This is a genomic window from Pseudomonas abyssi, from assembly GCF_002307495.1.
Classification (GTDB): domain Bacteria; phylum Pseudomonadota; class Gammaproteobacteria; order Pseudomonadales; family Pseudomonadaceae; genus Halopseudomonas; species Halopseudomonas abyssi.
Genome location: NZ_NTMR01000002.1, coordinates 108,617 through 119,914, shown reverse-complemented (window position 1 = coordinate 119,914; position 11,298 = coordinate 108,617). Strand labels below are relative to the sequence as shown.

Genomic DNA, 11,298 nt, shown 5'->3' with positions numbered 1-11,298 from the left:
CCTCGGGGAAGGGCGGTTAAGCGGTAGCGAACGGGAACACCAGCTGGTGCTCAGTCGTTTTGTTCAGCCAGGTCTGCGCCCGGCGGTGCTGCATGTTCTTGCGGAAGGCCTTGCGTTCGAGCGCTGCGTCCTGCCATGTACCGTGCTGCTTGGCGTAGCGGTAAAACGCTAGGCTTGATCTGGCCTGCACTGACCAGAACTCCCGATTGGCAACCGGGCAGCGGCTGATCTCTTCGAGGGTGGTCATGTACGCCTCCCGGCCAATGCGCCCTCGCTGTAGAACTCTGCGATCTGCTCATTCAGTTTTTCGAGCAGGTCCAGCCGCTTGAACTCAAGATGCAGGTTGCCGTTCTTGAATGCGCGGGCCCTGTAGTAGTCGTCCTCGAACGGATCCGTGTTGGTGAACGCGGCATTCATGTCCGACTCAAGGGATCGAGGCTTGAACTCTTTGCCGTCCAGCGTCTTGATCACGCGGTCAATGTCGTTGAGGTGTTCGGAGCCGTAGCTGATGCGGATCCGTAGACCCTTCTGAAAGCCAGAATCGACCATGTAGCTCATGACCACCTTGCGCCCGACCTTGAACGGATCGGCAGCGTTGGTTTTGTACTTGTCCGCAAGCCTGCGGAACACGTTGACGATGCCGCGGCGGAACATGTGGCCGGCCTTCAGCTGCAGATCAACGAACGTGCTGCGGATGTTCGCCTCGGTAAACTCTGGCGGGTGCGGCGACAGGCTGCGTTCAAACTCCGCTACCGCCTCGGCATCCATCAGCTGCTTGAAGCCGGTCAGATCAAATGCGCGGCGCCATAGCTTGGTATCCAGCTCCCAAATGGCGCGCTCTTCGCATTCACCGAACTGCATACCGTTCGGCATCATGTAATCCCCGAACGGTTTGAGCGTTTCATTTACCAGGCCGCCAATTCTGCGTGCCTGCTGGTGCAGCTCAATGGCTTTGTTCCTGCCGCTCAGCATGTCCGTCAGGGTTACGGGTAGGGCAACTTGCTGCCAGGGTGCAGGCATGGTTGGTTACCTCTGGAACAGGCGTGGCACTCAAGCCGGTTCGCTGCTCTCCCAACATCCAACCGCCTCGAACACTCTGGCGGCCTCGTCCTCGGTCAGCGACTCGCCGACCGGGCTGGCGATCCAGCCTGTTCCGATGACGTGGGATTGGTTGCAGCTGGCAAGCAGCTCTTCGTGGTAGTGGGTGATGGCCGGGTTGATCTGCTCTGACCGGTATTGGCCAGTAGGCACGATCTCTTCGCCCTTGATGTACCGCTCACCCAGCGGCGAGCGGCAGAACACGGCGAGGTAGATGGTCCACCGGTGGGGCAGGTCGCACACGGCGTCGATCAGTTGCCGACTTGATCGCACAGACCTGCAGTTGCGCCAGTTGATCAGGCCCTGTTTGTCCTGGGGCAGTAGGTCAACGATGGCGACGTGGTTCTGCCGTAGCAGTGCCTCGGTTGCGCGCAGAAGCCGGCGCTGGCTGTCGTTCTTTTTGCGTGGTTTCGCCATGTCAGCCTCCGGGCCGGCCTGCAATTGAGCGGAAGCGGAACCCGCTCATGCGCGCCATGTGCGCGACCATGCCGGGAGTCAGAACTCGGTCAGCCAGCCCCTCGTCATTGACGATCATGGTTGCGTAGCGCGTTGAGCAGCCCTGATTGGCAAGAGCGCGTAGCCGTTTGATGAGCGGCGAAACCTGCGGGTCGCTGCGCTGGCGGCGCGGCACCGGCTTGAACGCTGGCCCCTGGGTGACTTTCCCTCCAGCGGCGGTAAAGGCTGCCACCTTGGCGGCAAGGTCGTCGGAGCGGCTGCTATTGATGGCTTGACGGTGCATCACCAGCCCCCTTGCAGAATGCTGACGTTTGTACCGGTATTGATGTAGTGCAGGTCTTCGATCTTGAACTGCTCATCAACGGTGAACAGGGGGTTGCAGGCCGGGCAGTGACCCGCCACCTCAATCGAGTGGCTGGCGATGTTGTACTGCCCATAGTCTCGGGAGCAGGCCGGGCACTTGACGAGCTGCTCGCAGCAGGACTTGGCAGCCACCTCACTGGAGCCGTGGAGCTTCCCACACTCGCCGCACTCGTACACCTCCCATACCTCGGGCTGGCAGCATTCGCGGGCATCATCTTCGTCTTTGTGGATTTCGTCGCAATGGCTGCACTGATAACGGGTTTTGCATTCCATTTTTCAATCTCCGTGACATACCGCCGTGACGCTAAGGCTCGGCCAGGAAGGCCAGCAGCGCGTCGTCATCGAGGCGGCTGATGTTGTGGATTGCGCGGGTCAGCAGGTCGTGCACCTCGTCGATGCCGGTCACCTGCTTGATGCGCTCGACGTGGTCGGCGGTGCCCTGGTACACGTCGACCTTGAGGCTGTAGGCCAGCAGGCGGGCGCGGCGCTCTTCTGCCTTGAGCTTGTCCCGCTCGCGTTGCTCCCGCTTGCGCTCTGTGGCTGACTTGGCCATGAGTCACTCAGCCGGCTGCAGCTGGATTTCCTCCTGCTGGCGCCAGGTGTCGGCACAGGGGAGGGCGTGGACGGTTTCGAACACCGGCAGGCCAAGGCGGCGGGCTTCGTGAATCTCTGCCGCGGTACCGTCTGAGTGCTCCCAGCCGGGGGCCAGCACTACGGCGTCACAGCGGCGCATCAGCTCCATGGTGGCGCCCAGCCAGAATTGATCGCCAAGCTGCGGGTCTGCCAGGTCGAGGTGACCGGTATTGGCGTGCGGTACCAGCGGTGACCAGCCCTTGCGGGCGACCTGCAGGCCAACCTGTCTGGCGCTCTGAATGTTCAGCTCAACGGCCGCGCGCGTTCTGCCGCGGTACGGCCCGGCCACGTAGGCCACCGGCATTTTCTGGTGTGACATGTTGGTACCTATGGAAGGGGGTGAGAGACAAGGGCCTGTGCTGCTATCACCAGCGCCCAGAAAGCGATGAAGTGGGCCGCGTCTGCGGCACGGCTGCGCATCAGCTGGCGCTGGCGTGGCTGCCCTGCATCATGTTGGCCATGGCTGCGGTCATCACGATGGCGGCCGCCTGTTCGCGTTTGAGCTCACGCTTGCGGGTGCGCACGGCAGCAGCCACCTGGCGCTCTACGCCCTGGACCTCGAAGGGCGCCATGATGCGGTGCTGGCGCAGGTACTCGGTGTCCTTGGAGGCCAGCCCCTGCAGCGTGTCGAGCGCTGCCAGCGTTGGCGCGGTCAGGATCATCATCAGCCGGAACTTCATGAACTTGAGGCCTTGGTCCTTGGTGATCATGGGGTGTCTCCTTACACGTAGTCGAAGGGGTTGAAGAACGGGTCATCACGGCGGGCGCCGCCTTTGATGCGCGCCAGGCCGCCGCGCGGGTTGCGGGGTGCGCGCTCCTGGTGGTTGTCGGGGGAGCTGTTGACCACCACGCAGCAGATAGCCAGGAAGATGGCGAGCGGGGCGATGATGGCGCGGCGCATGGCCTCGGCCACCAGCTGGGCGCGGCGGTGGGCGCCCAGCTTGAACATGGCGCTCATGATTCGCTTGCGCACGCTGTCCGGTGCCAGGCCGGCCTCCCGGGCGATCTCTTTGTCGGTCTTGCCCTCGGCAACGCGCAGGGTGAACTCCAGTTCGCGCTTGCTGAGCAGGCCGGTGCAGCCCTGCCAGTGTTCGCTGGTGAGTGTGTGCATGTGGTGCGCTCCGTGCGATGAATGCCCACAGGCATGCGCTGGCATGCTTCTGGGCACTGGAAGAAGGGGAAAAAGAACCCCGCCGGAGCGGGGTTAATAGCCATGTAGGAACGTCATGATGCGAGTAGCATCGGGGTGCGGACTGGCTATTGCTGCAGGTGTCTGTTTGCGGCTACCGGTGCCACCCGGCAATTTGTGCACTCGGCCTCAGCAACTACTCAGCACGCACTCCGATGCCCAGCAGATATACCGCTGCTGGGGCCGGTACCAGGTCACGCGGGAGGATGTTCAAGCGTAGGACTCCGCGCCCTGACTGCCGGTGATATATGCCCCTCCGCCGGCTGGGGTCGTCGTGCTCAATCGTCATCTGGTTCCCAGCCCTTCACTGCGTAGGCGAAGTCAGACCAGCGCTTGCGCTCGTCTTCGCTGCTTTCGCTCCAGCTACCAGCAATGTCTCGCTCAACAACCTTACCAGCTCGGAAAAGCAGCTTTCCGCAGTTCGACCCAATGTCTTCGTCTGCATACTCGACTGCGATGTCGTAGTCAGGGAATCTCTCAGAGAGCGCCATGATTACAGGTTCCGGGAACGACCAGGCGGTATCGAAACTTGCTATCCCTGCAGCTGCGTCAACGACGCTCTGGTATGCGTTCCACTTGGTGCCCCACTTCTCGCGAGCAAAGTCCATCTGGTGGAAGAAGCCAGTTGAGCGGTGATTGCGCAGCATCTGAACGAACTGCTCAAACTCGTCGTTGCTGAGGGCTTTGATGTCAGCGCGATCGCGCGCGGCGAGCTGTAGTGATGCAAGGAGCGGGTTCTCGCTGACCGGGGCGCCAACTACCTTCTCGGCAAGGTTTTCAGCCGAACCGCTTACCCCATTCCAATCGAACTTGCCCGGATACGGGATCAGCGTTTCGAAGTCGATACGGTTGTCGCTAACCAGAGCCTGAATGACATGCTCTGGCGCCTTGATGCGTGTAGTTACGTGGTTGGGCATTGCCATTCTCCTGTTGGTGTTTCCCGGATGGCCCTGTTGCCAAGGCCATCGAGGAAATCTGCTCTCCATCACTCGCGTCGCCGGATTCGTATCTCTGGCCGCGTCACCTGCTGGGTTCTTCGCGGCTGGCTTGAATGACTTCGCTGCCTCGCATGTGGGAGACAGGCCAGTTCCAGAGCTGGCGTGGAAGGTGAAGTTTCTATTGCGCTCTGTACCCTTGCGGGGATCACCTTGCGCAGATCCTGATCTGTTAAAGAGCGGCGGGTCTGGCCCTGGCCGTTGGTGCTGGCTTGGGAGTCATTAAACACCGTGTTTATTTTCCGGTCAACACAAAATGTTTATTTTGTTTATTTTTTGGGGGGTGGTTTCTTTCAGGCAAAAGAAAACCCGCCGAAGCGGGCTGGGGGAGGGCACAAAAAAGCCCGCTCGGGGCGGGCTTGGGGTGGCGAGCTATTGCTAGCTGCGGGGCAACTGAGGAGGGTTGAACATGCCCGCGATCATCTGCGCTTCGTTTCGTCCGCCAGCCAGCAAGTTGCTCTTTTTCAGAATGTAGGCCGGGAACTTGGTCGGCAAGTAAGTGCTTTTGAACCATGCCCGGAAAGTCGGTAGGGCTGCATCAGGATACGCATAGGGGCGCTGCGGGTTGCTCATCGCTTGGGGATAGTAGTCCGGGTAGTTGTGCTCGTATTCTCGGCGGTCCCCGAATTGTTCAGCCAGTCCGTTGTCTTTCCAAAATCGCGCCCAGTGCTGACCAACGCTGATGTCCGGTACGGTTTTGTGATTAACCGTGAGGTCGGCATTTATAAGGTCTACAACCATGCCGGTGATTTCACGAAAAATAGTGAAATAACCGTCCGGTGCGCTGTCTTTGAGCATGGATACGCGATCGTTGTGGTACCGCCATTTATCCGCAGGGGTGTAATTGAGGGAGTCATAGATAAACCGTTGCAAGCCGTAGCTGGCAAACCTGCGGTACGTCTCAATGGCTTGTTGGCTGGGGGATCGACTTTCAAAAGCGTAGTATTCGATAATCGCAGTGCAAACAACGTCTGGATAAGCGTAGTGCGAGGTTCCGTCCCGAACGGTTTCTATGTAGAGGGAAGGCTCGGTGTAACCGCGCTCGAAAAGGTAGTTCCGTATGAAAGAGATCCTATCCTTGGTGAGAACGCCATCATTAAAGTGATCTATCCATTCCTGGCTTAAGTCCTGAATGGCGCTACGTGGCGCTCCTGCCGCTAGAGCGAGTCCGCGCTGGGTAAGAAAAGGAATACCGTTCTCGAGAACGCCCATTTCAATACCGTTAACGTCGCGCTGAACCTCAACGCCAAGATCTAGGGCTATCTGTTTAGGGGTGGCAGCCGCGCCCGACGTATTCATATCTAACTCCTTGATATTTAATGTAATATTGGTGGCCTCTAATAGATTGATGGCCTGCCATCTCGCAATGTCTTCCAACTCTCACTCGTCACGCATACGATTTCACGATCGAAGCCAACAGCAGCACCACTACCACCAGCAACAGGCCTTCTAGCAGCTGGCGCCGTGCCCAGCGTCTACCCTCAAACAGGGCCTGCCAGAAGCGGAAGCCAAACATCAGAAGGCTTCGCGCTTCGGAATAACGGCACTGCATGTGGTCGCATTGCTGTTTGCTGCGACGGTCATCGCGGGGCGGTTCCGACTGAGTTGATTGAGGATTCGCTGATTGCCCATTGCCGCATTAGCCTCCACGCGCATGTATCAGGTGTGCGCCTAGAAGAACGCAGCACCCCAGAAGACGCGGCCAATAATGTGAATTTCGTGCTCTTGCAACTGCTCCAGGGAATACTCTTCGTCAGCGTGCTCGTCTCGATTATAGCTTCGCACCCTGAGCCCTCCGCCCGGCAATCGGTAGAGCAGCTTTACTCTCAGCTGTCCGGCATGGCTGAGCGCGTAAATCTTGCCGTCAACCACGGACTTGTCGACGGTGTTAACCGCGACCGTAGCTCCGTCCAGTAGCACCGGCTCCATGCTGTTGCCCCGTATTGTTACGGCAACGGCGTGTTCAGCCTGAACACCTTTCTTCTTCAGCGACATTTTCCCAAACCTTAGCTTTCTATCGCTGCTTGGCTCGACTGCTGTTCGACCTGTTCCTGCGGCCAATTCCACCTCCTTGAGAAATGGCAGAGAGACGGTATCCGCATCTAGCGGTGTTTCGTCGTCCCACTCTTCTACCACACCAGCCAGCTCTGCTTGAGCATGGGATTCGTGCCGCTGCTGAGCTATCTCCTCAGGCCCGTGACCGTCCAGCAGCCATTCCATATTCAAGCCAAGTTTTTTACAGACTTCCCTATGCCTGTTCGCCGGCACTCCGCGATCGAGCCAGTTGTTCACGTTCTGCGGGGCGACACCCATCACCGATGCGAAGTCGGTGAATTTCCAGCCGTTCTTTTGCAGGTACGCCCTGAGGCGCTCCCCGGAATGCTTGTGTAAGTCCATAAACAAGGAGTTTACGGGGCTTGCCGCGCCCGTTAAATAAACGTATTGTTGATCCATGTTTATCACCAGTAAACGGAAGTTTTATGAAAAAGACTCCGCTTGAAGAGGCTATTTACGCCGTTGGTTCTGCGCGAGCGCTGGCCGAGCGTATCGGCGTTACCTCGATGGCAATCACGCAGTGGAAGAGGCGGGGCGTTCCTGCGCATCGCGTTCATTCGATTGTCGCGGCTTGCTCTGGAGCCGTTTCCGCCCAAGACCTTCGGCCTGACATCTTCCGTGCGGCGATGACGACCTGACCACGACTACATGGTGCCGCATGCGGACGGGTGCGTTAAGCGCACTGAAAGTGCTGGTTTTTCATACAGGCAATAAAAAACCCCGGCATTGATGGGTGGGGACCCTGCCGGGGCTTCGAGAGAGAGGACATTATGGCTACAGACGTGATGTTGAGCAATACCGGTGCGGCGCTGACGATGAGTAGTGCCGAGATTGCCGAGCTACTGGGCGCGCGCCACGACAATGTGCGCCGGACTATCCAGCGGCTGGCGCTGAAGAAGGTTATCCCTTTACCTCCAGCGGAGGAAAAGCCCGCCACAGGCGGCCGCCCTGGGTTGCTGTACCACGTGAGCAAGCGTGACAGTTATGTGGTGGTGGCGCAGATGTCGCCGGAGTTCACGGCGCGCCTGGTTGACCGCTGGCAGGAACTGGAAGACCAGCAGGCCGCCCGCCCTGCAATCCCCCAATCACTACCGGAAGCACTGCGACTGGCTGCTGACCTGGCAGAGCAGAATGGCGCGCTGCGGGCTGTGGTTGCGGAGCAGCGCCCGAAAATAGAGGCGCTGGGGCGCATCGCTGAGAGCAGCGGCACGCTGTGCCTGACCGATGCCGCCAAGCACCTCAATGTGCAGAGAAAGTGGCTGCTCGGCTGGATGCGCGATAACCGCTGGATCTATCGACGCGAAGGTTCGGCGCGCTGGCTGGCGTATGCGCCGCGGCTGTCTTCCGGGCTGCTTGAACACAAGGTAACGGTGATTGGCCTGGATGATGAGCAGCAGGACCGCTTGGCGTCACAGGTGCGTGTCACGCCGAAGGGTTTGACGGTGCTGGCGCAAAAGCTGGGCGGTGCTCCCCGATGAGCACGATGATCATGAGCCAGTGCTGGCCTATCCAAGGGCTCAGCGCGACCCAGAAGGCGGTGCTGATCAGCTTGGCGGACAATGCGAACGACGAGGGCGTCTGCTGGCCGTCTATTGCGAGCATTTCAGAGCGTACTTGCCTGTCTGAGCGCGCCGTTAGGGCGTCTCTGCGCAAGCTGGAGGATATGCGGCTGCTGGCGAGCCATCAGCGGTCTGGAAGATCGACCTGGTACACGGTCCTTCCTGAAGGATTCAACCCCGGCACCTCATGCCCCCCTGCACCAGATGCACCCCGGCACGACGTGCCCCCCACCCCGGCGCCAGATGCCGGACACCCCGGCACGACGTGCCCCCAGAACCGTAAGGGAACCGTAAAGGAACCGTCACTCTCTGCGCAGCCCGACAAAAACTCACGTTCGACAGCCTCTCGGTTTGGCTTGACGCAGCTGTTGGCTGATAACCCCCACGGTGCTTCGGAGCAGGTGCTGTCCGACTGGCTGACCTGCCGACAGCGGATGCGGGCACCTGTGACCAGCACGGTGTGGGGCAGGGTGAATGCTGAGCTGGAGCGGTGCGCGGCTGTTGGGATCACTGCTGACGAGGCGCTTGGCGAAGCGCAGGAGGCTGGCTGGCGCGGGTTCAAGTGCGACTGGGTAGTTAATCGCCTGCAGAGGGTAGGGGGGCGCAGTGCTCCCGGCGCGGGCTCTGGACCTGACTTTGACGATAAAACTTGGGCAGACGACATGGGGGACCTGTGATGCGAGAGACCAAAGATCTGATAACCAGTGCGATGAGCGCCCCAGCTCAGCCTGCCCCCAAGGCTGCGCGCAAGCTGGACCCGGCGACTGTCGATGTGGTCAACGACCTGTTCATCGAGCTGCAGGCGATCTTCCCGGCTTGGCGCCGCGCTTGGCCTGACGACAAGTCCCTGGCGGCGGCAAAGCGCAGTTGGGTGAGGGCCTTTGTTGCATCCCGCATCGACCGTATCGAGCAGATCCGCTTCGGGCTGGCGCAGTGCCGCCTGAGCGGTAGCGACTTCGCCCCGAGCGTTGGCCGCTTCATCGAGTGGTGCGCGCCCACACCGGAGCAGCTTGGTTTGCCCGCGACTCGCGATGCATATCGTGAGGCCTGTCGAATCGCTCACCCGACCGCGTCGGCGGATGGTGTTCATGCTGCGGTGTACCACGCAGCCACCGAGGTCGGCTTCTGGGAACTGGCAAATCTGCCTGAACAGAAGAGCTACAAGCTGTTTGAGCGGGTATATGGCGCTGTGGTGCAGATGGTGTTGGATTGCAAGCCGCTGCGCGAGGTGCCAAAGGCGCTGCCGCCGTCAGTGAGTGTATGCACCCCGGAGGTTGGTCGCGCCGCGCTGGCCGGGTTGCGGTCATCGTTGGGCGGGGTGCGGGCATGAGCACGATAGATATCAAAACGTCTGAGCTTCATGGAGTGGCTCTGGACTGGGCGGTTTTCTGCGCTCGATACCCTGGAATTCAGCCCACTATTTGCGTCCAAGACGCACGGGAATACCAGGCAAGGGAGGGAGCAACTCCGATCCTTTTCCCGCGCTCAGTAACTCTGACATATCAGGGCGCCTATGGGTCGCGAAACCACTGGTCGCCATCCACTGATTGGGCGGTTTGCGGGCCAATGATCCATGCCTGCGCCATTGAGCTATCGCCTGGCGACGGATGGCAGTCTGATGGCGGTGGGTGCTGGGGCGCCTTGATGATTACTGATAAAGCTGAGGCGAATTGTAGTTTCGTCACCGCTGATGGCGAGACCCCGCAGATTGCCGCGTGCCGCGCCTTCGTAGCTGCAAAGCTGGGCGATACCGTGAGCGTGCCTTCGGAGCTGCTGTCGTGAGCCGCCTGTTCCGCTTTCGGCTGGCAGATGGCACTGCTGGCAGCACGATCTATCCCGAGCCCGTCAGCCTGGAGCAGGTCCAATCAGACTGCGTCGACCGTTTCGGTGCGCATCGGCTGGCGGAGGTGACCTTTGGCTGAAGCGAAGGGAATGAGGGCGGTTGGGGATGTTGTTTGCTGGTGGTTATCGCGCATCGAGGGCGACAAGGCGCGGTCGGAGAAGTACCGCCGCAGCATGGGCAGCCTGATGCGTAAACACGTGCTGCCGCGCGTGGGCAAGGTGCCGCTGCGGAAGATCGACCGGGTGCTGTTGGATGACAAGCTGGTGTTCCCGATGCACCAGGAGCTGGCGCCGCGCTCGGTGCAGAAGGCCCTTCAGGCGCTGGGGCAGGCGTTCCGCATGGCCGAGGGGCAGGGGCGCATCGCCTCAAACCCGCTGGCCGGGGTCACGTTCCGGGACTTCTACAAGGGCAAGCTGAGACCGAAGCCTGCGGCGCTGTCGCGCGTTGACCTGCAGGAGCTGGTGCCGCACCTGGTGGCGGCGTTTCGGGCTGACCCGGCGAAGGGAATGTTGCCGCTGATGATGCTGGCGCATGGCACCCGGATATCCGAGACGCTGCAGGCCCGGTGGTCGCACGTGTCGCTGGATGAGCGGGTGTGGGTGATTCCTGAATCGAACACCAAGAGCCGGCGCGAGCATGTGTTGCCACTGACCCCGCAGGTGCTGGCGCTGCTGCAGCGGTACCGGGAGGCACTGCCAGACCCACGCCTCAAGGCGGCATGGCTGTTCCCGGTGCGCGGTGGTGAGCGGATGGCAGACACCAGCGCCCATGCCCTGATGCGTCAGGTGAGCGGCCGGAGGTGGACAAGCCACGATCTGCGCAAGCTGATGCGCTCCAGCCTGGCCGACATTGGCGTTGACCACATGGTGGGCGAGCTGCTGATCAATCACACCCTTGGCGTGACTGCTGAAACCTACCTGACCCGCGATGCCATGGAGCGTCGGCGGGAGGCGTTGGAGCGGTGGCATAACCGGCTTGATGAGTTGGGATTTGCCGAGGCGCACGGCGCAAAAGTGGCTGTTCCTGCATTTCTGCCAAATGGCGCAACCCCAGAGCAGGCGGGCGATTGCGCCGAATCCTGCGTTTCTACACGGAGAGGATGAAGAT

General features: G+C 60.5%; 19 protein-coding genes. 7 read left to right on the top strand and 12 right to left on the bottom strand.

The window, feature by feature from the left end:
* Positions 1-16: 16 nt before the first annotated feature.
* The 12 genes from CNQ84_RS00740 to CNQ84_RS00685 form a co-directional block, all read right to left on the bottom strand.
* A complete protein-coding gene (locus CNQ84_RS00740; protein WP_096003013.1) occupies positions 17-247 on the bottom strand; it encodes a hypothetical protein in 231 nt (76 codons plus the stop codon).
* A complete protein-coding gene (locus CNQ84_RS00735) occupies positions 244-1,020 on the bottom strand; it encodes a DUF4942 domain-containing protein (protein ID WP_096003012.1) in 777 nt (258 codons plus the stop codon). The genes CNQ84_RS00740 and CNQ84_RS00735 overlap by 4 nt, the downstream gene beginning before the upstream one ends.
* Positions 1,021-1,050: 30 nt before the next feature.
* Positions 1,051-1,515, bottom strand: a complete 465-nt coding sequence (locus tag CNQ84_RS00730; protein WP_096003011.1) for a hypothetical protein — start codon at positions 1,513-1,515, stop codon at positions 1,051-1,053.
* 1 nt (position 1,516) lies between these two features.
* On the bottom strand, positions 1,517-1,837 hold the full coding sequence (locus CNQ84_RS00725) for a hypothetical protein (protein WP_096003010.1): 321 nt from the start codon (positions 1,835-1,837) through the stop codon (positions 1,517-1,519).
* Entirely contained in the window at positions 1,837-2,190 is a 354-nt protein-coding gene (locus tag CNQ84_RS00720) for a hypothetical protein (protein ID WP_096003009.1), read from the bottom strand. Before CNQ84_RS00720 ends, CNQ84_RS00725 begins: the two co-directional genes overlap by 1 nt.
* 31 nt (positions 2,191-2,221) lie before the next feature.
* Positions 2,222-2,470, bottom strand: coding sequence for a hypothetical protein (locus CNQ84_RS00715; RefSeq protein ID WP_096003008.1), 249 nt, complete (start codon positions 2,468-2,470; stop codon positions 2,222-2,224).
* A 3-nt stretch (positions 2,471-2,473) separates the two neighbouring features.
* Positions 2,474-2,869 (bottom strand): DUF1937 family protein, encoded by a 396-nt coding sequence (locus tag CNQ84_RS00710; protein ID WP_096003007.1) that lies wholly within the window; start codon positions 2,867-2,869, stop codon positions 2,474-2,476.
* A gap of 100 nt (positions 2,870-2,969) precedes the next feature.
* Positions 2,970-3,260: a hypothetical protein gene (locus CNQ84_RS00705; RefSeq protein WP_096003006.1), complete on the bottom strand. Its 291-nt coding sequence runs from the start codon at positions 3,258-3,260 to the stop codon at positions 2,970-2,972.
* Between the two features lie 11 nt (positions 3,261-3,271).
* On the bottom strand, positions 3,272-3,661 hold the full coding sequence (locus tag CNQ84_RS00700; protein ID WP_165771198.1) for a response regulator transcription factor: 390 nt from the start codon (positions 3,659-3,661) through the stop codon (positions 3,272-3,274).
* 356 nt (positions 3,662-4,017) lie between these two features.
* Positions 4,018-4,656 (bottom strand): DUF1281 family ferredoxin-like fold protein, encoded by a 639-nt coding sequence (locus tag CNQ84_RS00695; protein WP_096003004.1) that lies wholly within the window; start codon positions 4,654-4,656, stop codon positions 4,018-4,020.
* 456 nt (positions 4,657-5,112) lie between these two features.
* Positions 5,113-6,111, bottom strand: coding sequence for a BstA C-terminal domain-containing protein (locus tag CNQ84_RS00690; protein ID WP_245841189.1), 999 nt, complete (start codon positions 6,109-6,111; stop codon positions 5,113-5,115).
* A gap of 294 nt (positions 6,112-6,405) precedes the next feature.
* A complete protein-coding gene (locus CNQ84_RS00685; RefSeq protein ID WP_245841187.1) occupies positions 6,406-7,188 on the bottom strand; it encodes an XRE family transcriptional regulator in 783 nt (260 codons plus the stop codon).
* A 26-nt stretch (positions 7,189-7,214) separates the two neighbouring features.
* Between CNQ84_RS00685 and CNQ84_RS21010 the strand changes: the two genes are divergently transcribed.
* From CNQ84_RS21010 to CNQ84_RS00655, 7 genes are all read left to right on the top strand, one after another.
* Positions 7,215-7,427, top strand: coding sequence for a transcriptional regulator (locus CNQ84_RS21010; protein ID WP_096003002.1), 213 nt, complete (start codon positions 7,215-7,217; stop codon positions 7,425-7,427).
* A 132-nt stretch (positions 7,428-7,559) separates the two neighbouring features.
* Positions 7,560-8,267, top strand: coding sequence for a phage antirepressor KilAC domain-containing protein (locus CNQ84_RS00675; RefSeq protein WP_245841185.1), 708 nt, complete (start codon positions 7,560-7,562; stop codon positions 8,265-8,267).
* A complete protein-coding gene (locus CNQ84_RS20710; protein ID WP_342745737.1) occupies positions 8,264-9,025 on the top strand; it encodes a helix-turn-helix domain-containing protein in 762 nt (253 codons plus the stop codon). Before CNQ84_RS00675 ends, CNQ84_RS20710 begins: the two co-directional genes overlap by 4 nt.
* Positions 9,025-9,678 (top strand): replication protein P, encoded by a 654-nt coding sequence (locus tag CNQ84_RS00665; protein ID WP_096003001.1) that lies wholly within the window; start codon positions 9,025-9,027, stop codon positions 9,676-9,678. The genes CNQ84_RS20710 and CNQ84_RS00665 overlap by 1 nt, the downstream gene beginning before the upstream one ends.
* Positions 9,609-10,130 carry a phage protein NinX family protein gene (locus CNQ84_RS00660; RefSeq protein WP_133065857.1) on the top strand — a complete coding sequence of 174 codons (522 nt, stop codon included), beginning with the start codon at positions 9,609-9,611 and terminating at the stop codon, positions 10,128-10,130. Before CNQ84_RS00665 ends, CNQ84_RS00660 begins: the two co-directional genes overlap by 70 nt.
* Positions 10,127-10,270 (top strand): hypothetical protein, encoded by a 144-nt coding sequence (locus CNQ84_RS20450; RefSeq protein ID WP_165771197.1) that lies wholly within the window; start codon positions 10,127-10,129, stop codon positions 10,268-10,270. Before CNQ84_RS00660 ends, CNQ84_RS20450 begins: the two co-directional genes overlap by 4 nt.
* Positions 10,263-11,294 carry a tyrosine-type recombinase/integrase gene (locus tag CNQ84_RS00655; RefSeq protein ID WP_133065856.1) on the top strand — a complete coding sequence of 344 codons (1,032 nt, stop codon included), beginning with the start codon at positions 10,263-10,265 and terminating at the stop codon, positions 11,292-11,294. The genes CNQ84_RS20450 and CNQ84_RS00655 overlap by 8 nt, the downstream gene beginning before the upstream one ends.
* Positions 11,295-11,298 lie beyond the last annotated feature (4 nt).